Source organism: Micromonospora sp. NPDC051227, from assembly GCF_044455385.1.
Taxonomy (GTDB): domain Bacteria; phylum Actinomycetota; class Actinomycetes; order Mycobacteriales; family Micromonosporaceae; genus Micromonospora.
In genome coordinates, this window is sequence record NZ_JBITET010000016.1 from 116,089 (window position 1) to 138,763 (window position 22,675).

General features: G+C 69.1%; 18 protein-coding genes and 1 pseudogene. 10 read left to right on the forward strand and 9 right to left on the reverse strand.

The features are described from left to right. Nucleotides 1-38: 38 nt before the first annotated feature. Nucleotides 39-998, reverse strand: a complete 960-nt coding sequence (locus ACIA47_RS28870; protein ID WP_396711475.1) for a PaaX family transcriptional regulator C-terminal domain-containing protein — start codon at nucleotides 996-998, stop codon at nucleotides 39-41. Between the two features lie 93 nt (nucleotides 999-1,091). Here ACIA47_RS28870 and ACIA47_RS28875 point away from each other — a divergent pair. Continuing rightward, nucleotides 1,092-1,588 (forward strand): annotated as a pseudogene (locus tag ACIA47_RS28875) (YcxB family protein). Between the two features lie 425 nt (nucleotides 1,589-2,013). Continuing rightward, nucleotides 2,014-2,388: a cupin domain-containing protein gene (locus tag ACIA47_RS28880; protein ID WP_203119234.1), complete on the forward strand. Its 375-nt coding sequence runs from the start codon at nucleotides 2,014-2,016 to the stop codon at nucleotides 2,386-2,388. Between the two features lie 444 nt (nucleotides 2,389-2,832). Here the strand turns inward: ACIA47_RS28880 and ACIA47_RS28885 are convergent, their stop codons facing one another. Beyond that, the gene (locus ACIA47_RS28885; RefSeq protein ID WP_396711476.1) at nucleotides 2,833-4,287 is read right to left on the reverse strand and encodes an alkaline phosphatase PhoX; all 1,455 of its coding nucleotides are present in this window, start codon (nucleotides 4,285-4,287) and stop codon (nucleotides 2,833-2,835) included. Between the two features lie 228 nt (nucleotides 4,288-4,515). Here ACIA47_RS28885 and ACIA47_RS28890 point away from each other — a divergent pair, with 228 nt between their 5' ends. Genes ACIA47_RS28890 through ACIA47_RS28900 form a run of 3 tightly spaced genes read left to right on the forward strand, consistent with a single transcriptional unit; the run spans nucleotide 4,516 to nucleotide 6,896 of the window. After that, on the forward strand, nucleotides 4,516-5,313 hold the full coding sequence (locus ACIA47_RS28890) for an ABC transporter ATP-binding protein (RefSeq protein ID WP_396711477.1): 798 nt from the start codon (nucleotides 4,516-4,518) through the stop codon (nucleotides 5,311-5,313). Continuing rightward, nucleotides 5,310-6,071 (forward strand): ABC transporter permease, encoded by a 762-nt coding sequence (locus ACIA47_RS28895; protein WP_203119236.1) that lies wholly within the window; start codon nucleotides 5,310-5,312, stop codon nucleotides 6,069-6,071. Before ACIA47_RS28890 ends, ACIA47_RS28895 begins: the two co-directional genes overlap by 4 nt. Before the next feature lie 45 nt (nucleotides 6,072-6,116). Continuing rightward, complete coding sequence (locus ACIA47_RS28900) at nucleotides 6,117-6,896, forward strand: MerR family transcriptional regulator (RefSeq protein WP_203119238.1); 780 nt, start codon at nucleotides 6,117-6,119, stop codon at nucleotides 6,894-6,896. Nucleotides 6,897-6,932: 36 nt separating this feature from the next. On the opposite strand, the gene ACIA47_RS28905 is transcribed toward ACIA47_RS28900, so the two are convergent. Next, nucleotides 6,933-7,529: a VanZ family protein gene (locus ACIA47_RS28905; RefSeq protein ID WP_203119239.1), complete on the reverse strand. Its 597-nt coding sequence runs from the start codon at nucleotides 7,527-7,529 to the stop codon at nucleotides 6,933-6,935. Nucleotides 7,530-7,825: 296 nt separating this feature from the next. Beyond that, complete coding sequence (locus tag ACIA47_RS28910) at nucleotides 7,826-9,301, reverse strand: arabinofuranosidase catalytic domain-containing protein (RefSeq protein ID WP_396711478.1); 1,476 nt, start codon at nucleotides 9,299-9,301, stop codon at nucleotides 7,826-7,828. Nucleotides 9,302-9,506: 205 nt separating this feature from the next. Between ACIA47_RS28910 and ACIA47_RS28915 the strand changes: the two genes are divergently transcribed. Further along, on the forward strand, nucleotides 9,507-10,520 hold the full coding sequence (locus ACIA47_RS28915) for a LacI family DNA-binding transcriptional regulator (protein ID WP_203119242.1): 1,014 nt from the start codon (nucleotides 9,507-9,509) through the stop codon (nucleotides 10,518-10,520). A gap of 10 nt (nucleotides 10,521-10,530) precedes the next feature. Here ACIA47_RS28915 and ACIA47_RS28920 read toward each other — a convergent pair whose 3' ends face one another. From ACIA47_RS28920 to ACIA47_RS28935, 4 genes are all read right to left on the reverse strand, one after another. Then, on the reverse strand, nucleotides 10,531-12,243 hold the full coding sequence (locus ACIA47_RS28920) for an MGH1-like glycoside hydrolase domain-containing protein (protein WP_203119244.1): 1,713 nt from the start codon (nucleotides 12,241-12,243) through the stop codon (nucleotides 10,531-10,533). Between the two features lie 56 nt (nucleotides 12,244-12,299). Then, nucleotides 12,300-13,124 (reverse strand): carbohydrate ABC transporter permease, encoded by an 825-nt coding sequence (locus ACIA47_RS28925; RefSeq protein ID WP_396711479.1) that lies wholly within the window; start codon nucleotides 13,122-13,124, stop codon nucleotides 12,300-12,302. Beyond that, entirely contained in the window at nucleotides 13,121-13,960 is an 840-nt protein-coding gene (locus ACIA47_RS28930; RefSeq protein ID WP_396711481.1) for a carbohydrate ABC transporter permease, read from the reverse strand. Before ACIA47_RS28930 ends, ACIA47_RS28925 begins: the two co-directional genes overlap by 4 nt. Nucleotides 13,961-14,110: 150 nt before the next feature. Beyond that, nucleotides 14,111-15,337, reverse strand: coding sequence for an extracellular solute-binding protein (locus ACIA47_RS28935; protein ID WP_396711482.1), 1,227 nt, complete (start codon nucleotides 15,335-15,337; stop codon nucleotides 14,111-14,113). Nucleotides 15,338-15,637: 300 nt separating this feature from the next. Between ACIA47_RS28935 and ACIA47_RS28940 the strand changes: the two genes are divergently transcribed. Beyond that, complete coding sequence (locus tag ACIA47_RS28940) at nucleotides 15,638-17,473, forward strand: RICIN domain-containing protein (protein WP_396711483.1); 1,836 nt, start codon at nucleotides 15,638-15,640, stop codon at nucleotides 17,471-17,473. A gap of 185 nt (nucleotides 17,474-17,658) precedes the next feature. Continuing rightward, nucleotides 17,659-19,233 (forward strand): arabinofuranosidase catalytic domain-containing protein, encoded by a 1,575-nt coding sequence (locus ACIA47_RS28945; RefSeq protein WP_396711484.1) that lies wholly within the window; start codon nucleotides 17,659-17,661, stop codon nucleotides 19,231-19,233. A gap of 81 nt (nucleotides 19,234-19,314) precedes the next feature. On the opposite strand, the gene ACIA47_RS28950 is transcribed toward ACIA47_RS28945, so the two are convergent. Further along, complete coding sequence (locus ACIA47_RS28950) at nucleotides 19,315-20,682, reverse strand: PHB depolymerase family esterase (RefSeq protein ID WP_396711485.1); 1,368 nt, start codon at nucleotides 20,680-20,682, stop codon at nucleotides 19,315-19,317. Between the two features lie 250 nt (nucleotides 20,683-20,932). Between ACIA47_RS28950 and ACIA47_RS28955 the strand changes: the two genes are divergently transcribed. Together ACIA47_RS28955 and ACIA47_RS28960 are read left to right on the forward strand one after the other, a co-directional pair. After that, on the forward strand, nucleotides 20,933-21,940 hold the full coding sequence (locus ACIA47_RS28955) for a PaaX family transcriptional regulator C-terminal domain-containing protein (RefSeq protein ID WP_396711486.1): 1,008 nt from the start codon (nucleotides 20,933-20,935) through the stop codon (nucleotides 21,938-21,940). Between the two features lie 451 nt (nucleotides 21,941-22,391). Then, a partial coding sequence (locus ACIA47_RS28960; protein WP_396711487.1) for an endo-1,4-beta-xylanase occupies nucleotides 22,392-22,675 on the forward strand: 284 nt, incomplete at its 3' end.

Consider the following 22,675-nt stretch of genomic DNA (forward strand, 5'->3'; position numbering starts at 1 on the left):
TGTCAATGTCTTGTTGGCTCTGACCGGCCGCGACGTCGTCAGCCGGCGAGTGGGCTGCTGCCGTGCTTCCCGCCGGTCGGCTCCGGCCGCGAGGGATCCCTCGACGCCTGGAAGTGGGTGATCCACGAGGCGGCATCCGGCCAGTGCGGAGTTGCCACCTCGACCAGACGCGCCTGAGCAAGCGAGCCGAGCGCGGTGTGGATGTCCAGGAAGGTCTCCCTGGCCTCCTGGCGAGGCCAGGGCTCCGGCAGCAGGTGCGGGGGTAGGTTCGGGTCGACGTCGGCGAACTTCCGCCAGGAATCCATCGCGGAGGTCCGATCCACCAACGCCCGAGCCGGGTCCACCTCCCCGCTGCGCGCGGCCGCCCGCAGCTCCGCGTACTGCTCGATGAAGCTTGAGTACGCGGACGCGAGGCTGGTCAGGTCGTACGCGGAGGCTGGCCCGTGTGGCCCTGCCTCCTCGTCGAACCGGGCGTGCAGGACCGACCATCGGGCACCCTCGACGTGGTGCAGCAGCGCGCGCAGTGCCTCCCGCGCAGGCGCGGCGTCGGATCCCGGCCGGATCCACACGCTGTCGTACAGGCCCACGAACCCCAGTGCGGTCAACGACCTGCGGAGCGCGTGACGGGACGCCTGGCCGGCGTTCGGAACGGAGAAGGAGGCCAGCACCCATTCGCCGGTCCAGGGCGCCGGGTGGGAGCCGAAGTTCAGGAAGTGCCGCATCCGGGAGCGGTGCTTGGCGATCGCCTGCGGCGTGAGGTGGTAGACCGGCGACCGGCCCTTCCTTCGCGTCGCGATGAGACCACGCTTGACCAGCCGGGACAGCGCGGCACGGGCGCTGGACTCGCTGATCCCGAACTCCCACAGAATCGCGATGACCGCCGTCGACGGCAGGTCGGCGTCGGAGGAGTCGAGGTACTCGCCGAGCACTGTCGTCAGCAGATGCTGCGGGCTCGACCCCGCCTGGGCCCGGGGCACTCGGACGTCGTCGGCGCTCACCTCATCAGACTGCCGCACCCGGATGCCCGCGGCTTGTCAGGTGGGGTGGGGCAAGGCGCCTTTCCGGGCGGGTGGAAGCACTATCGTTCTGGCGTGCACATCCGTTTCGACGTCCCCGCCGATCCCGCCTACCCGAGCCGGGTGGCCGCTGCGCTCGGCAACGTCCGACTACGCAGATTCGGCTACATCGGAGCGGTCCTGACGGCGGTCGGGGTCATCGGTCTCGTTGTCTCGCGGGGGTTCGGGTGGGGCGAGCGGAGTTCGCCGCTGTGGACCGCGCTGGTCGTGGCCGGCGTGCTGTCGATGCTGTACCGGCCGTGGGTGCTGGCGCGCGCCCGACGTCGTTCCGGTAACTACGCCGTCGAGGGCGGCTACGACATCACCGAAGACAACATCATGATGCGCAGCGGCTCGGAGGCCGGCGGCATCGCCTGGGACGGGGTTGCCCAGGTGCGGGACGCCGGGGATTTCTGGGTCGTGTACGTCGGCCGAATGCCGGCGACCGTGATCCCCCGCTGGCTGATGTCCGCCGAGGATGCCGAGACGTTGCGCGCTACATGACCGAACGAGGTCTGCTGCCCCGTCGCTGAACTCGGCTGCCGCAGGCCGCCGGGGATCGGACTACCGAGTCCTGGCCGGTCACGAGGGGGCGCCGAGGAGTACCTCGTACTGGTGGAGATCATCGTTGGTGCCGGTGTGCCGGAAGCCGGCACGTTCGAGGGTCCGCCGGGAGGCGAGGTTGTCGCCGGTGGTCTCGGCGACGACGCGGGACAGCCCGTGTGCCCTCGCGGGGTCGAGCAGGGCGGCGAGCCGTACGCGGCGGTGGCGGCGAGAAAACCCCGCACGCCGCGGATGTCGCCGTCGACAGGGAAGTCCTCGGCCCATTCATCCCCGGCCCCGGCGCGCCGCCCGTGTCGGCGTCCCCGCCCCTTAATCGTCTGCGGCTACCTATCCTCGACGGGGATGCACCAATCCGAGTATTGGCCGTCGGCCCGACGGCTCACAGGAGGCCGTCATGAGCACCAAGGATCGACCTGAGGGGATCAGCCCCACAGCTGTGGAGTCAGCACCAGGGCTGTGGCGGATCGATCTGCAACGGCACGACCTCAGCATCCCCGGGCGAGAGGTCATTCAGACTCGGGTGGAGTTCACTCCGGATTCACCACCGTTCAAGCATTTCCACCCCGGCGAAGAAATCATCTGCGTTCTGCAGGGAACGCTCGAATATCGGCTGGAGGGGCAGCCACCCATGGTGTGCAATCCCGGCGACGCGCTCACCGTCCCATACGGTGTGCACCACCAGGCCCGCAACGTTGGCGAGGGCATCGCGGTCGAACTGGCCACGTACGTCGTCGAAAAGGGGAAACCACTTCTCACCAAGGTGGAGTGAGATCTCCACGGCCGGCAACTCGTCGGGGTGATCCTCGGCGTCGTCTTCATCGTCGGCGGGGCGTTCCTGCTCAAGCGCTCGGGCGCAGCGGCGACACCGGGGCCGCGGGGCACGCACTGACGTCCGCGGGTTTCATGGTCGCCGGGTCGTCGCGGCGCTCGACCACGGCGACCGAACCGCAGGGCAGCGCCGAGCCGGTCCGCATCCTGTCGGACGGTCGCTGAGTCGCCGGGCGCAGTTCGACGAGCATATCTGTCAGGCCCACGGTCTCGAAGGCACGCACGACGTCGTCGGCGCCCTGGGCGTAGTGCGCCCAGCCGTCCTGATGTGGTGTTCGTGCGACACCGGCTCCGACGGCGAGGTCTCCTGGTGGGTGGTGGACGACCTGGTGGGCAGCGAGGTGGGGGCCAGGCGAGGTCGCCCGGCCCCCACATTCGGGCTCGCTCAGCCCAGGTACTTCTCCCACGGGCCGGTGATGGCCAGGGTGAGGCCCGGGTCCTGCATGTTGACGAAGAGCACCTTGCCGTCCGCGCTGAAGGTCGGCCCGCAGAACTCCGAGTCGTTGAGCTGGTTGCGGGCGATCGCGTAGGTGGGCCCGCCCGGGATCGTGCTGAGCACGTGCGAGGCGCCCGTGCCGTCCTCGGCGAGCACGAGGCTTCCCCACGGGGTGACTGTCACGTTGTCCGGGCCGTCGAAGGTGAGGTCGGTGTACTTGACCGGCGCACCCTCCTCGGAGGCGGTCTGGTGCGGGAAGTACGTCACCAGCTGGATGGTCTGGTTCCTGTAGTTGTAGAACCAGACCATCCCGTCGTGCGGCGCCGCGTCCGCCGGCAGGTCACCCTCGTCCCAGGCGTAGGAGTTGACCACGTACACGCCCTCGTCGGTGGCCCACACGCCCTCGAACTTGCGTCCGCGGGTGACCTGACCGTCGGCGAACTGCTCGCGTACCGACTTGGTGCGCGCGTCGCGGTCCGGCACCTCGATCCAGCGGACCGGGAAGGGGCGGCCCAGCTGGGCGGAGGTCAGGTAGGCGACGTCCGGCAGCACCGAACCGTCATCCATGATGATCTGCATCGCGGCGAGGACGCCGGCGTTCGGTGCGAGGCGGGTGAGCACGCCCGGGCCCAGCTTGACGCCGTGTGGCGCCGTCCAGCGGTAGAAGAGGCCGTTGGGCTCGTCGGCGTCCTCGGAGAGGTAGATCCGGGTGCGGTCCTTGTCGACGGCCAGGGCCTCGTGGGAGTAGCGGCCCAGGCACTTGATCGGCTTCGGGTCGGCGCTGCCGTCTGCCCACACCTCGAAGACGTAGCCGTGGTCCTTCTGGTAGATGCCGGACCGACCGCCCTCTTCCCACTCGTCGCCGGCCCGGTCCTCGGTCTCCTCGCAGGTGAGCCAGGTGCCCCAGGGGGTCGGCCCGCCGGCGCAGTTGGAGACGGTGCCGGAGAGCGCCACGAACTCACCAAGGTTGCGGCCCGCGAGGTCGGTCTTGATCACGGTGCAACCGCCGGCGTCGACGGCGCCCGCGTCGTAGACCGTCCCCTTGACGTGCGGCACGCCGAACTCGGCGCCCGGATCGATCTCGTGGTTCTGGATCAAGGTGTACCGGCCGTGGCCGGCGTCGTAGACGGCCATGCCGTCGTGGTCCGACGGGGTGGTGCCCTGGCCGCGGTCGAGCCGGGTGACACCGGTCCGGGTGATCACGGTGTAGCTGAAGCCCTTGGGCAGGGCCAGGATTCCCTTGGGGTCGTCCACGAGCGGCGGGAAGGGCACGTTACCGGGCTTCACCGGCGGGTGCGGCCGGGCCGGGCTGGCCTGGGCCAGGGACGGCAGGCCGCCCGCGACGGCAAGGCCGACGCCGGCGGCGGCGCCACTGGCGAGGAAGGTACGACGAGAGGAAGGCACGTGGATCAACTCCTGGTCAAGACGTAGTGCGAAGACTGGCAGCCAACTCCTTCGGGCGGACAGCGACACGTCACCCGTGGGATCGGGCGGTGACATCGGAGTTAAGAGTCGGGGTCGCGCACGAGTCGCCGGGCGGCCGACGGCACGGGGATACCTCACTGAGCGGGCCACCACACCACCCGGGTCGGGCTTGACCTTGACGCTGCGTCAACCCTCCATGCTGCCGCCATGAGCAATTCGCACACAACAGCTCAGGCCGAGCAACCCGCGATCCACGTGCACGGCCTGGAGAAGTCGTTCAAGCAGCTGAAGGTGCTGCGCGGCGTCGACATCGACGTGGCGCGGGGCAGCATCTTCGCCCTGCTCGGCTCCAACGGTGCCGGCAAGACCACAGTGGTGAGGATCCTGGCCACACTTCTTCGGGCTGACGGCGGCACGGCCCGGGTCGCCGGCTTCGACGTGGCGACCCAGGCCGCCGACGTACGGGAGTCGATCAGCCTCACCGGGCAGTTCGCGGCGGTCGACGAGATCCTCACCGGGCGGGAGAACCTGGTCCTGGTCGCCCGGCTGCGGCACCTCAAGGAGCCCGGTGCGATCGCGGACGACCTGCTGAGGCGCTTCTCGCTGACCGAGGCGGGCGCCCGGAGGGTGCGGACGTACTCCGGCGGCATGCGCCGCCGCCTCGACATCGCGATGAGCCTGATCGGGGACCCGCCGGTCATCTTCCTCGACGAGCCGACGACCGGGCTGGACCCGGAGGCGCGCATCGAGGTGTGGCAGGCGATCAAGGAACTCGCCCGTGGCGGCACGACGGTGCTGCTCACCACCCAGCACCTCGACGAGGCCGAACAACTCGCCGACCGGATCGCGATCCTGCACGAGGGACGGATCATCGTGAACGGCACCCTCGACGAGCTCAAGCAGCTCCTGCCACCCGCCGAGATCGAGTACGTCGAGAAGCAGCCCACGCTCGAGGACGTCTTCCTCACCCTCGTCGGCGCCAAGACCGAGAAGGAACAACGATGAACAGGCACTTCCTCGGCGACACCACAGTCCTCCTGGGACGCTCGCTGCGCCACATCGCCCGCAGCCCGGACACCGTCATCACGACTGCGGTCATGCCGATCGCCTTCATGCTGCTGTTCGTCTACGTCTTCGGCGGCGCCATCGAGACCGGCTCCGACTCGTACGTGAACTATCTGCTCCCCGGCATCCTGCTCATCACGATCGCCTCGGGCATCTCGTACACCGCCTTCCGGCTCTTCCTGGACATGCAGGGCGGCATCTTCGAACGGTTCCAGTCCATGCCGATCGCACGATCCTCGGTGCTCTGGGCGCACGTGCTGACCTCGCTGGTCGCCAACCTGGTCTCGTTGGTCGTCGTCGTCCTCGTCGCCCTGCTCATGGGCTTCCGCACCGGCACGAGCGTGCTGGGGTGGCTCGCCGTCGCTGGCATCCTGGTGCTGTTCACCCTGGCGCTGACCTGGATCGCCATCATCCCCGGCCTCACCGCTCAGTCCGTGGACGGCGCGAGCGCCTTCTCGTACCCCCTGGTCTTCCTGCCGTTCGTCAGCTCGGCCTTCGTGCCCACCGCGTCGATGCCCGGCCCGGTGCGCGCATTCGCCGAGCACCAGCCGGTGACCGCCATCGTCAACACGATCAGAGACCTCTTCGCGCAGAAGCCGGTCGGATCGGACATCTGGACCGCCCTCGCCTGGTGCGTCGGCGTCCTCATGGTGGCCTACCTGTTCGCCAACCTGACCTACCGCCGCAAGATCTCCTGACCCGGTGTCGACCAGGCCCGGGCACGGTAAGGGCAGGATCAGGGCATGCTGACGATCAGTCAACTCGCGTCGTACGCCGGCGTCACGGTGCGGGCGGTACGGCACTACCACCAGATCGGCCTGCTGCCGGAGCCCGAGCGGGACGCCTCGGGCTACCGGCGGTACAGCGCGGGGGCGGTGGTGTCCCTCATCAGGATCCGGATTCTCGCCAACGCCGGCGTGCCGCTGTCCCAGATCGGTCAGATGCTGGAGGCCGACGCGTCCACCTTCGCGGCCGCGGTCGAGGAGATCGACAGGCAACTGGGCGACGAGATCGCACGACTGGAGGTTAGCCGGAGGCAGATCGCGCAACTCGCCGCCGGGGATCGTCTGGCGCTCCCACCAGAGGTGATCACCTACCTCGACCGGCTCCGGGACATCGGCGTCGCCGAGCGGGTGGTGGCGGGTGAGCGGGACAGCTGGATCCTGATGTCGGCTCGCTGGCCCGATCGCGTCCGTGAATGGATGCCCGGCAAGATCGCGCAGCTCGAGGACCCGCGACTCGTTCGGCTCTATCGGATCCTGTCGGAGATCTTCGAGAGCGACACCGGCGACGACGCGCGTCTGGTGGAGGCCGCCGACATCCTGGCCAGCCTCGCCGAGCAGGCGTACCGCTCTGGCGAGATCGACCTCGGCGAGGTGGCAAAGGACGATCTACCGTTCGACCTGCTGGACGCGCTGGCCGTCGAGGCGGACCCGCGGGTGCAGCGACTACTGAATCTGATGCGCGAGCGCGGCTGGGATGGTCTGGCCCGGCTGGAGCGGCTGGCAGAGCCGCCCACCTGATCGACTGTCAGCTCTGTTGGTAGTTGACCGCGGCGCTCAGCGTCCCGCTGCCGGGGCCGGCTGAGGTCGACGATCCGTGGACGTGTCGGGTGTGTCGCGCCACCGGCGGCGGGACGCCAGCGCCGCCAGCCCTGCGCCGGCGGCGTTGAGCAGGACGTCGTCCACCGACGACACCCGGTCCAGCCGCAGGACGTACTGCGCGGTCTCGACCAGGACCGAGCAGCCGGCCGCCAGGACCAGGATCCGCGGCACCGACGCCAGCGCCGGGAACCGCAGCGGCGCGAAGAACCCCAGGGCCGCGAAGACCAGCAGGTTGCCGACGACCTGGACCGTCGCCGTCAGCGGCCCCCCGTCGGAGAAGATCGTGAGCAGGTCGCGCAGCGGCACCAGGGTCACCCGACCGGAAACGGCCCCGGCCTGGTCACCCGGCAGCATGATCATCCATACCCACGGCACGGTGCCGTAGACGATGCCGACGTCGGCCAGCGACGTCCGCCACGCCAACGTGGCGCCAGCGGCACGTCGGTGGCGTGCCAGGGCCCATACCGCCAGCGCGGCCAACGGCAGGACGATCACCGTGATGAGGACGACGCCGTTGAACGTACCGAGCCAGCCGTGCCAACCCCTGACCATGCGACCCCCGCCATTCGCTCAGCCCGAACCTACCCGGCGTGGGTCGCGGGCAGTCGCCCATTTGCGGCACCCGCACGTCAGGCACACACGCCGGTGACCGTCGGTCATCTTCGTCAGGGCGGATGCGGTTTGAGCGGTATACCTCAGAGGCATATTGATACCCCTGAGGTATACCGCTCCTCGGCGGATCGACAGGGCGGGCCAGCCGAGCGCAGGGTGCAGGCCGCCAGGTAACTCAAGGTCGTGCCGCCCCCGCGGCACTGTTGGGCGGCACGACCATTCAATCGTGGGATGGGTCAGCTGCGGGTGGACCACCGCTGGTTGGTGCCGCCGTTGCAGGCCCAGAGGATGAGCTTGGTGCCGTTGGCGGTGGCGGCGCCGTTGGCGTCGAGGCAGAGCCCGGACTGGACGCCGGTGATGGTGCCGTTGGAGTTGAGGTTCCACTGTTGGTTGGTGCCGCCGTGGCAGTCCCAGATGATGGCCTGGGTGCCGTTGGTGGTGCCCTGGCCGAAGGCGTCGAGGCACTTGGTGCCGTACACCTGGAGTTGTTTGCCGGCGGTGTAGGTCCAGCGCTGTGCGGTGTTGCCGGTGCAGTCCCAGAGTTGGACCTGGGTGCCGTTGGTGGTGCTGCCGTTCGGTACGTCGATGCAGCGGCTGGACTGGGCGCCGACGACCTGGACGTTCTGTTGCGGGTTGCCGCCGCCGGCCGGCGCGTACGCGGCGGCGTTGATGTTGGCCTGGACGGCGTTCTCGGTGGCCGCCGTGGGGTAGCCGGAGGTCAACACACCCTCGAAGAACGTGCCGCGACCGGTGATGCTGTTGTCACCGCCGATGCCGAGCAGGATTGCGCCCTCCTTCTTCATCGGGTGGTAGCCGTTGGGGCGTGGCCCGTCGAAGTAGGTCGTCAGGCCGCCCGACTGTGCGTTGCCACCCCGGATCGCCCAGTGGTTCGGCTCGCCCTTGACCATGGCGGTGACGAAGCGGTGGTTGATCGACGCGATGTTGTTGTAGCCCGCGTTGACTCCGGAGAACAGCCCCCACTCCAGGTCGGCCATGATCCAGGGGCCGGCTCCCGCCCCGTAGCCCCACTGCTTGTTGGCGCCGAAGTAGACGGTCTCCATGATGGCGCGTTCGTCGGCGAGGTTGTTGGTCTGCGCGTTGCCGTAGTCGAAGCAGCACCACTGGTTGTAGTGCGTGCCGTCGACGACCGCGTAGATGCCCTCGGGTTGGTCGCCGGTCGCGACACCGTTGGTGTTGTTGTTGCGGTAGCCGGTGCCGGGGGCGATGTAGACGCCGTACGCCTTCTGGCCGCCGACGGTGACCGGCGCAGCCTTCGCGTCGGCGAGGTTGTCGAATCCGCCGGGAGCGGGGCCGACGAAGTAGCCGGGGGGCGCCTGGGTGAGACGGTTGTTGCGGCCGGACTGGTCGTAGATGATCGTGATGACACAGTTGGTGTTGGCGCAGAACGTGTCCTGGGTGGCGGCGTTGGCGTAGCCGCCCTCGCTGAGCACACCGACGTCACGGGTGGTGTTGTCCGAGGATCGTCGGACCTGGTAGAGCGGGCCGTTGTACGCGCCGTACAGCGCGCGGGTGGTGCTGTGCGCGGCCACGCACGGCGTGCCGCCGGAGGCGTAGATGTCACACGGACCGGTGCCGGCGGCGTGGGCGATGCCCGGCGCGTCCGAGACCACGTAGACGCCAGCGCCGGCGACGAGGACCAACAGGGTCCCGGCGGCGGCCGTCAGGCGACCCAGCTTTCTCTTCACATTCATCGGATCCTTTCCCGTGCTGTGTGGGGGTGGAGTGTGGCGCAGGAATTGACGTCACACGTCATACCTGTGACATTAATGGTCGTCCATCTATTGGCGCTAGTTGGCACGTGTTGGTCATCGATCGATGAGCCTGAGGACGGATATGCTGGTCGGCGGAGCAAGGTGCGTCCCCGTGTCGGGGCAAAAATCGATTCGAGGGCGATTGATGAACATCGGGGAGATCGCTCGCCGGGCGGGGGTGTCCCGCAGCACCGTCTCCTACGTGCTCAGCGGAAAACGCAGCGTGTCGGAGGCGACCCGGCAACGGATCCAGTCGGTCATCGACGAGTTGGACTACCGGCCGAACGCCAGCGCCCGTGCTCTCAAGGAGGGGCGCACCCGCACCCTCGGGCTGGTCATCCCACCGGCGAGCCAGCGGTTGACCGACATGCAGCTGGGCTTCGTCGCCAGCGTCGTCGAGGCCGCCGCCCGCCATGACCTCGACGTGCTGCTGTCCCCCTCCGGTGGCGACCATGACCGGTCGTTCGAGCGGATCGTCACCGGGCGCCGGGTGGACGGCGTGGTCCTCATGGAGATCCGGTTGGCGGACGACCGGGTGACCCGCCTGACCAAGGCCGGGTTGCCGTTCGTCACCATCGGCCGGACCGCCGAGCCGCACGGGATGAGCTGGATCGACATCGACTACGCCGGGCTGATCGGCCGGTGCGTGCAGCACCTGGCCGACCTGGGGCACCGGCACGTGGCACTCGTGAACCGGTCCGCCGAGCTGGTGGCCGCTGGGTACGGCCCCAGCCATCGCGCGCTGACCGGCTTTCGTGCGGCGGCGGCGGAGCGGGGGTTGACCGGCGTGGAGGTGTGCAGCGGCGACGACACCGCCTCCGGCGAGGCTTGTATGGAGCAACTGCTCGCGACGCACCCGGAGGTCACGGCGGTGGCCACCATCAACGAGGCCGCACTGCCCGGAATGCAGCGCGCGTTGACCGGCGCCGGGTTGTCAGTGCCACGCGACTTCTCCGTCACCGGAGTCGCCGCGCAGCACTGGGCGGAGGATTTCCGTCCGCCGCTGACCGCCGCCGACGTGCCGATGGTCGAGATGGGCGCCGAGGCGGTGTCGCTGCTTCTGGAGATCATCGCGGCTCCCGGCGCCGTGCCCCGACACCGCCTGTACAGCCCGCCCATCTCGTTGCGTTCCAGCACCGGCCCGGTCCGGGGCCGCTGATCCGACCCGGCTACCCGCCCCTGACCCGCCGTTCCTCCTGGGCGGCGGCGAGGATGAGATAGCTGCTGGCGGTCCAGGTGTAGGCGCGGTCCCGCAGCCCGGTGCCGGTCTCGGCGTCGAAGTTCTCCGCGAAGCCGGACTTCTCGCACAGTGCGAGGAACCGCCGACTGATGTCGTCGGCCATCCTGGTCTGCCCGGCCCGACGCAGGCCGTCCTCGACCAGGACGGTGGAGGGCGCCCAGATCGGGCCACGCCAGTAGCCGTCGGCGAGGTAGTGAGCCGAGTCCGTCGGCTCGGTGGCCAGCCCGTGCGTGGTCAGGTGGGTTTCGACGCCGCGCGCCAGCGCGGCGGCGACCGGGGCCGGCAGGTCGGCCCCGAGCGCGACGGGCATCAGGTCGAGCAGGCTGCGGCTGGGCCGCCGGTGCCCGGTGTGGGGGTCCCGGGCGCAGAAGCGTTCACCGTCCCACAGGTCGCGCAGCATGGCCCCGTGGATACGGTCGGCCTCCCGGGACCAGCGGGTGGTGGGCTCACCCAGCTCGGTGGCGAGCTCGGCGAGGCAGCGAAGCTGCGAGACCAGGAACGCGGCGAGGTCAGCCGTTTCGAGGACCCGGTTCTCGTCGAAGGTGGTGGCGTTGTCCCAGCCGCTGTCGTTGCCGTGCTGGTAGTGCGGCAGGTCGTGGCCGGGGGCGCGTCGCGCGTCGAGCCAGAACCCGGTCCAGCGGGCGAGCCGGTCGTACGTCTGCGCCAGCGCCGCCCGGTCCGGCGGCTGGGGAAGGCGTCGGCGCAGGTGCCGGAGGGCCCAGCCGTGGATGGGGGGCTTGACGTAGTTGTGCAGGACCTCGGAGTGGGTGACCGAGTCGGGGAGGGCGCCGGCCTCGTCCTGGTGGTCGAAGGGCAACTGGAACTGGTGCCAGGCCAGCTCCGGCTCGCCGGCCGCCAGGGCGATCGCGTTGAAGCAGTGGTCCCAGCTCCACACCTTGTCCATCCAGTGCTTGGACATCAGGACGGCTGGCCGGGTGACGAAGCCCGCCGGGGCGACAGTGGCCGACCACAGGACGTACGCGGCCAGCTCGGCGGCCGGGGTCTCCGGGCCGCGCCAGGGCGCGATCGCGTCGACGAACGCGCTGAACTCCGCGAACCGGTCGCGGCACAACTGCTCGAAGGTGACGGCGCCGACGTACGGGGGGCGGGCGGTGGCGTACTCCTCGATCGCGATCTCCCAGGGCTGGTCGCCGGAAAGGTCCAGGGACCGGTCGGCGGTGCCGAGCGCCTGCGCGCCGTCGGTCCGCAGCAGAGCGCCGGAGAGCACAGTGATCCGGTAGCGGCGACCGGTCTCGTACGAGGTGAACACGTGTGATCCGTCGACCGGATCGGCGTACAGGTAGGTCCCGCTGAACGGGGTGAGGGTGTGCGCGGCCGCGGCCACCCGCAGGCCGAGCCGGTGGCCCCGGATCCGCAGGGTGTCCGGCCCGTCGTAGACGGCCTCGATCCGGTCGGCCCCGGTGCGCCAGGTCAGCAGCGCGGGCGTGGCGACGACTGTGGTGCCGGCGACAGTGGGGGTGAGCCGCAGTACGGGGTGCAGCCCGGTCTGGTGGGAGACCAGATGCAGGTCGTCGGCGTACGTCTTCTCGGCTACCACCGGGGAGATGTTGAACCAGGATCCGCGGTAGCTGAAGGGGATGTCCTGGATTCCGAACTCCGGACCGGACGGGGCGGCGGTCATGGGTGGCGGGTGCCTTTCTGTGGTGCGGGTGGTCAGTCCTCGACCGCCGCGGATGGTCAGTCCTTGACGGCGCCGGCGGTAACGCCCATCGAGACGTACCGCTGGGCCAGGATCAGCAGCACGGCGGCGGGGATCGAGGCGACGACGGCGGTGGCCATGATGGCGTTCCACTGCTGGTTGTTGTTGCCGATGTAGTGGTAGATGCCGAGGGTGATCGGCTGGTGGTCGCCGCCGCCAACCAGGGTCGAGGCGAAGATGAAGTCCGACCAGGACCACAGGAACGCGAAGAGCGACACCGTGACGATCGAGTTGCGGCTGACCGGCAGCACGACCGACCAGAAGGTCCGGAGTCGACCTGCGCCGTCGACCACGGCGGCCTGGAGCAGTTCGTCGGGGATGCCGGACATGAAGGCCGTGAAGATCAGGACAGCGAACGGCACCGCGAGCGTGGTGTCGGCCAGGATCAGGCCGGGCAGTGTGTTGAGGACGCCGAGGGTGAGGTAGATGGCGTAGAAGCCCATCGCCATGATGATCCCCGGGATCATCTGCGCGATCAGCAGCAGGAAGCTCAGCGCCGGGCCGCCGGGCGGCCGGAGCTTCGCCAGCGCGTAGCCGGCGGGGGCGGCCAGCGCCACGGTCAGCGCCACAGTGCCGAGACCGACCAGAAAGCTGGTGCCGAGGTACGGCAGTTGCTGGTCGAGCACCGCCCGGTAGCCGTCCAGGGTGCCGTTGGTGGGGAACAGGTGCGGGGGACTGGCCCGCATGTCCTGGTCCCGGGTGAAGGACACATTGATCATCCAGTAGACGGGGAAGAGCATCAGCCCGGTCAGCACCAGGCCGACGCCGGTCTTCCACCAGGCCCGAGGCGTCGAGGTGGTCATCGCAGCTGCTGCCTCCGCTCGATCCGGATGTAGACGAGGCCGGCGATCAGAGCCAGCACGATGAGCAGGTTCCCGATGGCCGCGCCCGGGCCGAACTCGGGCAGCAGGTTGCCGAAGCCGAGCCGGTACGACCAGGTGGCGAGCGTTGCCGAGGAGCCGGTCGGGCCGCCCTTCGTCATGATCCAGATGATGTCGAAGACCTTCAGCGTGTAGATCAGCCCCAGCAGCAGCGTGATCAGGGAGACGGGACGCAGCAACGGGAAGGTGATCCCCCAGAAGCGTTGCCACCCCGTTGCACCGTCGAGCGCGGACGCCTCGTGCATCTCGGTCGGGATCGCCTGTAGGCCGCTGTAGAGCACCACCAGGTTGAACGGGATGCCGATCCAGACGTTCGCGATGATCACCGAGGTGAGCGACCAGCCCGGCGAGGTGAGCCAGTTGACCGGGTCGATCCCGACGACGCCGAGCGCCGCGTTGACCAGCCCCGAGTCGCTGTTGAGCAGCCACGACCAGGTCGACGCCGAGACGATCAGTGGCAGTAGCCACGGTACGAGGATCAGCGCCCGCAGTGTGCGCGACAGCGGGAAGTGCTTGTGGAAGAAGAGGGCCAGGGCCATGCCGATGGTGAACTGGAGGGCGAGCGAGGCCGCTGTGAAGACCAGTGTGTGCGTCAGCGTCGGCCCGAACGCCGGGTCGGTCAGGACCGTCCGGTAGTTGTCGAGGCCGGCGAAGGGCGCCCCGCCCTGCACGAACGAGCGGACGGTGTACTCCCGCAGGCTCAACTCGACGTTGCGGTAGAGCGGGTAGGCGTAGAAGGCCGCCAGGTAGAGGGTCACGGGTGCCAGGAAGCCCCACGCCCACCATCGGCTGGGCCGGCGGGCAGGGGACGGGGGAGGCCCGGGCGGGGCGGCGGTCGCCTCCCCACCCTGGTCCCGTACGGCGCTGGAGGTCTCTGTCGTGGAGGGCATGGTGTCGGTTCGGATCGCTTACCTGGTCGTGGCGGCGGTCTGTGCGGCGGCCAGTGCCTCCTGTGGCGACTTTCCGCCGCTGAGGGCCGACTGCACCGCCGTCCACAGTGACTCGGAGATCTTCGGGTACTTCGTGCCGAGGTTGTCACCGGTGCGACCCTTGGCTGCCCGGACCGCCTCCACCCAGACCTTGAGTTTGGGGTCCGCGTCGGCCTGTCGCTCCTGTACGGCGGCGACGGGCGCGACGTAGGAGAGCGTGGTGTCCGTGGTGAGGAGGTTGTCGGCGTTGGTCAGGCAGGTGACGAGCTTCTGCGAGGTCTCGTACCGGCCGGTCTTCTTCTGCACCGGGATGGAGACGAACTCACCGCCGGTGGGTGCCGGGGCCGGGCCGCCCGCGCTGGCCGGGATCGCGATCGTGCCGTACGAGAAGCCGAGCTTCTCCGCGTTGGCCAGTTGCCAGGTGCCGTTCTCGGCGAACGCGTAGTCGCCGGTGGCGAACTCCTGCCAACTCGTGGTCTGGGTGTTGTTGATGACGGAGTTCGGGGCGTGGCCCTGCTTGAGCCAGTCGGTCCAGAGCGTCAGCGCGGACACCGCCTGCGGCGAGTCCAGACCGGTCAGTTGGGCACCCGATCCCCAGAACCAGGGCAGGAACTGGAAGCTGCCCTCCTCGGTGCCGATCGCGGAGAAGGTGATGCCCTTCTTCCCCTTGGCCTTGACCTTGGTCAGTGCCGCGGTCAGTGACGTCCAGTCCTTGATGGCGGCGGGATCGACGCCGGCGGCGGTGAGCAGATCCTTGTTGTAGTAGAGGGCGAGGGTGTTCGCCCCAATCGGCACCCCGTAGGTTTTGCCGTCGCTCTGGCCGGCGCCGAGCAGGTTCTTCTCCATGGCCGAGACGTCCAGCTTGTTGTCGTCGGTGGTGGTGAGCGCACCGGCTTCGGCAAGAGTTGAGATGACCGGGTTGTCCACGATCAGCACGTCCGGTGAGTTTCCCTGCTGGGCGGCGAGCAGCGCCTTGTTGGTCAGGTCGGTGGTGTCGTAGCCGGTCCGCTCGACCGTCACCCCCGCGGAGCTGCCGCACTTCTTGAGCAGCGCGACCCACTCGGAGTCGTCGGCGAACTGCGGGTACGGGTCCCAGACGAGGTAGGCGCCACCGTCGGCGGACGACGAGCAGGCGCTGCCCGTCACTGCGGCGAGAGCTATCACGGCGACGGCGGCCAGGCGCCGCCGACGACTGAGTCCGGTCATGTGGTGCCTCACTTCAAATCGATCGTCAGGTGGGGTGTGTCGGTTGATCGTCGCGGGGTTGGACCAGTCCAACCATGAGGCGAATCGATTCGACGAATCGGTTCGCCCGAAGATAGGTCTGGCCATACCCGGGGGTCAAGGGTCAGTTGGTCGAGCAGGGAGGAGCGCTGGGCAACACGGGCGTCACCGCGCCGTCGCTACATTGACATGGTTCAGTTCCCGGTCCTACGATCCGAGCGAATCGATTCGTAAGTGCTGCCCTCCGGAGAGCGTCCCCCGCGCGCCACCAAGGAGCCGCCCGTGAAAACCCCGTCCCGCAGCAGGTCAGGACGAGCCCGCGTGTTCGTGGCCCGACTCGTCGTCGGCCTGCTCGCCGCCGCTGCCGCTGTCACCGTCGTCCCGTCCCCCGCCCAGGCCGCCGACGAGTCGATCAGCGTCAACTTCGCCACCACCAACGGTGCGCCGACCTACCGCGCCTCCGGCTGGATCTACGGCATGACCGAGAACGCCAGCGGTCCGGCCGACCACTTCTACCGGGACGTCAAGTTCCAGTACATGCGCGCCGGCGGCGCGCAGCTCCCGGGCAGTGGCTGGGTCGGCGGAACCTACGACCGGCGCTGGAACTCCACACTCGCCCAGGCACGTCGGACCACCGCCCTCGGCGGGAAGTTCATCATCCTGCCGCACGACCTCTGGGGTGCCGACGGCGCCGGAATCTCCCGCTTTCCCGGCGACAACGGCAACTGGACCGACTACGACAACTTCCTGACCCGCCTGATCAACGACGTCCGGGCGTCCGGGCTGTCGGTGCAGTGGGACATCTGGAACGAACCCAACATCACCATCTTCTGGAACCGGCCGATCTCCCAGTACCTCGAACTGTGGCGGCGGACCTACCAGCGCCTCCGGGCGGAGTTCCCCAGTCAGCTCATCGTCGGGCCGAGCTGCGCCTGCGTGCCGTCGACCAATCACGCCTTCTGGAACCAGTACCTGGACTTCGTCCGCTCGACCAACACGGTGCCGGACATCATCAGCTGGCACTCGCTGCCCGGTGACCCGGTCGCGAACGTCAACGCCGCCAACGCCACCCTCGATCCGCGCGGCATCGCCCACCCGCGTCCGTACCAGATCAACGAGTACGGCGCGCCCGACGAGCAGAACCCGGCCGACGGCGCCTGGTACATCGCGCGTCTGGAGCGGGCCCGGGCCGACGGCCTGCGGGCGAACTGGGCCAGCGGCGGCAGCCTGCACAACGACCTCGGCAACCTGTTGATCCGCAACTCGGCCGGCCAGCACCAGCCCAAGGGCGAGTGGTGGAACTACCGCTACTACGCCTCCCAGGTCGGGGAGATCGTCGCGGTGACCCCCAGCCAGTCGTACGACGCGTACGCCACGAAGGCGGCCGGGGCGGCGAAGGTGCTGGTCGGCGGTGGTCGTACCACCGGGAACCTGACCGTCAACCTGCAACGCCTGGACACCACCAGCGGCATCGTGCAGAACAACCAGGTCCGGGTCCTCACCCAACGCATCCCGCACAACGGTGGCGGTGCGGTGGCGGGGCCGGTCACGGTCTCGAACAGCGTGGTCGGGGTGTCCAACAACAACGTCACCGTGACCCTGCCGTACACCAACCAGACCGACACGTACACCGTCACGCTGCTGCCCCCCTCGGACGGCGGCTTTCAGTCGGTGGCAGTGGCCCAACACTCCCAGCAGTGCCTGAACAACGCCGGCCTGAGCACCGCCGACGGCAACGTCCAACAGCAGAACTACTGCGACGGCGGTGACCAGCAGCTCTGGAACTTCCGCCCGGTCGCCGGCGTGACCAACGCCTACACGGTGGTCAACCAGCAGAGCGGCAAGTGCCTCGACGTCAGCGGCGTGTCCACCGCCGACGGCGCGGCGGTGCACCAGTGGACCTGCCTGAACAGCCTCAACCAGCAGTTCACGCTGCGCAAGGTGACCTACTCGGGCAACGACTCGCACGACTACCAACTCGTCGCCCGGCACAGTGGCAAGTGTGTCGATGTCAACGCGGTCTCCACGGCGGCCGGCGCGCTTGTCCACCAGTGGACCTGTAAGGCGGTCAACCAGGGCAGCCCGTTGAACCAGACGTGGCGGCTTCTGGGGCGGTAGGCCTCCCGGGGGAGGTGGTGCGCTGGTGGTCCGCCCAACGGCCAGCGCACCACCCCGCCATTGCATTCATTGACATGAATTGAACAAAGGTCATACGATTCGCCGCGAATCGATTCGCCATCGCCACCACCCCCCGTGCCGCGTCAACACCCCACCGCGCTTCCACGACTCCGAGGAGCCACCTCGTGCGAACCCCGTCCCCCACCGGGCCACGAACAGCCCGTGAACTCGTCCCGAGACGTCATCGCGCCCGACGTCTGACCGCCCTGGCGGCCGCGCTGGTCGGAGTGCTCGTCGGCATCGGCGCCACCCCTGGTGCCCCGTCGCCGATCGCCGAGGCCGGGGCCGCCCCGATGGCGGCCGCCATCGCGCCGGGGCAGAGCACCCCGATCGTCGGTACGCCGTCCGGCCGCTGCCTCGAAGTGCCCAACTCCAGCACCACCAACGGCACCCAGACGCAACTCTGGGACTGCAACGGCAGCGCTGGCCAGACCTGGACGTGGACATCGACCAAGCAACTCCAGGCGTACGGCAACAAGTGCCTGGACGCCTCCGGCCGCGGCACCGCCAACGGCACCCAAGTGATCATCTGGGACTGCAACGGCCAGAACAACCAACAGTGGAACGTCAACAACAACGGCACCATCACCGGCGTGCAGTCCGGGCTGTGCCTCGACGCCAACGGCGCCGCCACCGCGAACGGCACCAAAATCATCCTCTGGGCCTGTAACGGCGGTGCCAACCAGCAGTGGGCCTCGCCGACCACCACCCCGCCGCCGACCAACCCTCCGACCGGCGCGCGTCCGTGCGACATCTACGCCTCCGGCGGCACCCCGTGCATCGCGGCGCACAGCACCACGCGGGCGCTCTACGAGGCGTACGCCGGCAACCTCTACCAGGTCCGACGCTCGTCGGACAACACGACCCGCAACATCGGGCTCACGGGTACCGGCGGCACCGCCAACGCGGCGACGCAGGACTCGTTCTGCTCCGGCACGACCTGCGTGATCACTGTCGTCTTCGACCAGTCCGGGCGCGGCAACGACCTCTGGTACCAGGGTTCGAGCGTCGTTCCGGGCTCCCCGCAGAGCAGGCCGGCGATCGCGACCTCGGAGTCGCTGACCGTGGGCGGCGCGAAGGCCTATTCGCTCTACATCAACCCCGGCAACAGCTACTGGCGCGACGGGCACCTCACCGGCGTGCCGACCGGCGCGGCACCCGAGGGCATGTACATGGTGACCAGCGGGACCCACGTCAACAGCGGCTGCTGCTTCGACTACGGCAACAGCGAGACGACCAGGAAGGCCGACGCCGCCGGGGCGATGGACGCCATCAACTTCAGCAAGCAGTGCTGGTTCGGCGGCTGCTCCGGCAGCGGACCCTGGGTGCAGGCCGACCTCGAGTGGGGTCTCTTCCCGGGCGGAAGCAGCTCCTGGAACCCGAACCAGCGCGCGTTCACCAGCAAGTTCGTCACCGCGACGCTCAAGAACAACGGCACGACCAGGTTCGCCATCAAGGGTAGCGACGCGCAGGCGGGCAGCCTCTACACGCTGTACGACGGCTCGCTCCCGCCGGGATACAGCCCGATGAAGAAGCAGGGCGCGATCATCCTGGGCAGTGGCGGTGACTGCTGCAAGCCCGACGGCGGCGCGAACCTGAGCGCCGGCACCTTCTACGAGGGGGCGATGGTCGCCGGCTATCCGTCTGACGCGACCGAGAACGCCGTGCAGGCCAGCGTGGTGACCGCCGGTTACCGCTGATCCTGGCGACGCCGTACGAGTCGTGCGCCGGTCACCAGCATATGGTGACCGGCGCACGCGCGGATGGACGTCGACCCGGTTTCAGGCGACAGTGCAGGCCGCGCCGTTGAGGGTGAACGAGGACGGTCTGGCGTTGTTACCGGTGTGGGTGGCCTGGAAGCCGAAGCTCACCGAGCCGTTGGCGGGGATGCCGCCGTTGTAGGCGACGTTGCGGGCCGTCACCTGGCCCGAGCTGGGCGAGTAGGTGGCGTTCCAGCCCGAGGTGATGGTCTGCCCACCGGGCAGGGTGAAGACCAGGGACCAGCCGTTGACGGCGCTGGCGCCGGTGTTCGTGACGGTGATGTTCTCGGTCAGCCCGGTGTTCCAGGCGTTGACGTCGACAGTCACCCGGCAGGCGCCGGACGCCGGCGGCGGGGTGGTCGGCGGCGGCGTGGTGGTCGGCGGCGGCGTGGTGGGGGGAGGTGTGGTAGGGGGCGGGGTGGTAGGCGGCGGCGTGGTCGGGGGCGGCGTCGTGGGGCCGGTCAGCCCGAAGAACGCGATGGCGGACGCGGCCATGCCGCCGGAGGGCAGGCTGTGTCCGGCCCCCTGGATGCTGTAGGCCTCGACCTGGACGGTGCCGCCGCTGTCGGCGTACCGGCGCCGGTTCCAGTTGGCTTGGGGTGTGTCGGTGGAGGTGGGCGTCTGGCTCAGCCCGAACACGTTGGTCCACTGCTCGATCGCCTCCTGCAACAGCGAGTACGGCACGAGCGTGTCGTTGGTGCCGTGCCACAGCTGCACGCGCGGGCGGGGCCCGGAGTAGCCGGGGTACGCCTGGCGGACCGCGTCGCCCCACTGCTGCGGGGTCCGGTTCATGTTTCCGCCGGTGCACTGGCTGCTGGTGGGCGGGAAGTCCGCCGCGTTGGCGAAGCAGTTGAACGGCACGCCCATGAACGCGGCGCCGGCCTTGAACAGGTCGGGATAGAGGGCGAGCATGTGGTTGGTCATCATGCCGCCGGACGAGCTGCCGGTGGCGTAGACCCGCTCCGGATCGGCCGCGTACTGCTGCTGCACGTACCGGACCATCGAGACGATCGACACCGGGTCGCTGCCGCCGCCACGTCGCTTCGCGGCGTCCGACCAGACGTCGAAGCAGTTGCCGAACCCGGCCTGCTGAGTGGCGGACGGGTAGATCACGATGTACCCGTAGCGGTCGGCGAGGCTGGCGAACTCGCTCCCGGAGTAGAAGCCGGGGCCGGACCCGCCGCAGCCGTGCATAGCCACCACGACCGCCGGCCGGGTCGGGCGGTTGTCCGGCACGTAGACGTGCATGCGCATCCGGCCCGGGTTGTCACCGAAGCTGGTCACCTCGGTCAGTGACGCCGCGTACGCGGGCCCGACCGTGGGGGCCACCAGGCCGGCCGCCACCAGTGACGCGGCCAGGGTGAGTAGCAGTTTCCTTCTGATTCTCAACGGACGACTCCTTCGATTGGCTGTGCAGGCGGGATTGGCCGTGCGATCCGGTCGCGGGTCTGCCCGACTCCCGCGTTGATCGCCGCTGCCCGCTACCTGTGGCTCGCCCAGCCCGGCTTCGGATGGCATCGCGTGGCAATTAGTGTTCCCCTCGGGCCAACAAGTGTCAATCGAGGCTTCTCTATTTATGACGAGTCGCGGAGGTCCGTCTAGAGTCGTCATACCGTCCCCCGAGGAGCACGGAGCGTCTGTGGCAAGCCTCTTCGACATCGACGAGATCTATCCGGACGACGGAGACCAGCCACTCCGGCTGCCCCGTCGGCAGGTCGGCAACTCGCCCCAGGGTGTCGCGGTGACCCTGTTGGCGGACTACACCCTGCGGACCCGGGTCGCCCTCCCGTCGGCGGCCATCGTCGCGCTGCTCGGGGAGACCGGCGTGACGACGGCCGGAGCGCGGACCGCGATCAGTCGGTTGGCCCGCCGTGGCGTGTTGGAGGGCAGTCGACTGGGGCGGCGCAGCTCCTACCGGCTCAGCCGCGCCGCCGCCGCCAACCTCTCCGCCGGCGGGCACTGGATCCTCGCCTCCACCACCTCGACGGCGCGGTGGGACGGGTGTTGGACGATCGTCGCCTTCTCGCTGCCGCAGGATCGCGGTACGCAGCGCCGGGCCCTGCGGGCGCAACTCCGGTGGCTCGGTTACGCGCCGCTGTACGACGGTTTGTGGATCTCGCCGCAGGAGCTGACTGCCGCGGCTCGGGCCGAGCTCGATCGGCTCACCCTCGGCGCCGTGACGGTGTTTCACGGGCGGCAGAGCGCGCTCGCCTCGGCCATTCACCGCGCGCCGATCGAGGCCTGGGACATCGAGGCGATCGGTCGCAGCTACGACGCGTTCCTCCGGCGGTGGACGCCGCTGTTACCCGGGGTGCGGTCCGGGCAGATCGACGGCGCCGCGGCGGTGCGGGCCCGTACCGAGGTGATGGACACCTTCCGGCGTTTTCCCGTCCTCGACCCGCAGTTGCCCGTGGAACTGCTCCCACGGGACTGGCTCAGGCGCCCGGCGCGGGAGTTGTTCGCGGCCGTCTACGACGGCCTCGCCGCACCCGCCGAGCGACACGTCCGGGCGGTCGTCGAGCGGTTCGCCGACGCCGCGCAGCCCGGCATCGCGGCCCACACCACCGCCGACCTGGTCGCCGGAGTACGCGTCGACGTGCACCCGGCGCAGCCGTCCGCGAGTGGCTCGGCTACCGGGTGCTCGTGAACGGCTGGGAGCCGCGGCCACGACTGTGAGCGATAACAGGGTTGCCGTCCGGCGTGGCCTGAACAGCGCGGTGGTACGACTCGTCCGCTGGTCGTGCGGCGGCTGAGCACGGTTGCTCTGGACGTTTGGTACCGGGCGAAACGCGGCGTTCTGGGAGATCGGCGTGAACGGCCCGTTACGTCTTGACGAACGGCATGTTATCGCTCACTCTCGATATAGAGGACGATCGTTCCCGTGGCTCACCGGGCGAGCCGCACGGGTCGTACCTCCGATCACGACGTCCGCAAGGGCATGCGGCCGTCACCTCGGGACCCGGCAGTTGCCGGCGACAGCCCTCTCGGACCGTGCGTGCTGATGCTGATGCCGGGCGGCCAGGAAGACCGTCCCGATCGGTCGCCCCGAGTGAAGTGGCACATCACCACCACCGATGCAACCACTGAAAAGGAACGCCATGAAACCCATGAGAACGATGCTGGCGGCGGCGACAATCGCCGTCGCCCTCACCACCGGTATGACGGTGGCGCTGACTCCCGCATCCGGTGCCGGCACGACCCTGAAGGCGGCCGCTGCCGAGAAGGGCCGCTACTTCGGCGCCGCCGTCGCGACCGGCAAGCTCTCCACCGGCGCCTACACGACCATCCTGAACCGTGAGTTCAACAGTGTCGTGGCCGAGAACGAGATGAAGTGGGACGCCACCGAGCCGCAGCAGGGTCGGTTCAGCTACACCGGTGGTGA

Coding starts and splice junctions, on each gene's coding strand:
- ACIA47_RS28880 (WP_203119234.1), top strand. CDS start 2,014: ATGAGCACCAAGGATCGACCTGAGGGGATCAGCCCCACAGCTGTGGAG.
- ACIA47_RS28890 (WP_396711477.1), top strand. CDS start 4,516: ATGAGCAATTCGCACACAACAGCTCAGGCCGAGCAACCCGCGATCCAC.
- ACIA47_RS28895 (WP_203119236.1), top strand. CDS start 5,310: ATGAACAGGCACTTCCTCGGCGACACCACAGTCCTCCTGGGACGCTCG.
- ACIA47_RS28900 (WP_203119238.1), top strand. CDS start 6,117: ATGCTGACGATCAGTCAACTCGCGTCGTACGCCGGCGTCACGGTGCGG.
- ACIA47_RS28905 (WP_203119239.1), bottom strand. CDS start 7,529: ATGGTCAGGGGTTGGCACGGCTGGCTCGGTACGTTCAACGGCGTCGTC.
- ACIA47_RS28910 (WP_396711478.1), bottom strand. CDS start 9,301: ATGAATGTGAAGAGAAAGCTGGGTCGCCTGACGGCCGCCGCCGGGACC.
- ACIA47_RS28915 (WP_203119242.1), top strand. CDS start 9,507: ATGAACATCGGGGAGATCGCTCGCCGGGCGGGGGTGTCCCGCAGCACC.
- ACIA47_RS28920 (WP_203119244.1), bottom strand. CDS start 12,243: ATGACCGCCGCCCCGTCCGGTCCGGAGTTCGGAATCCAGGACATCCCC.
- ACIA47_RS28925 (WP_396711479.1), bottom strand. CDS start 13,124: ATGACCACCTCGACGCCTCGGGCCTGGTGGAAGACCGGCGTCGGCCTG.
- ACIA47_RS28935 (WP_396711482.1), bottom strand. CDS start 15,337: ATGACCGGACTCAGTCGTCGGCGGCGCCTGGCCGCCGTCGCCGTGATA.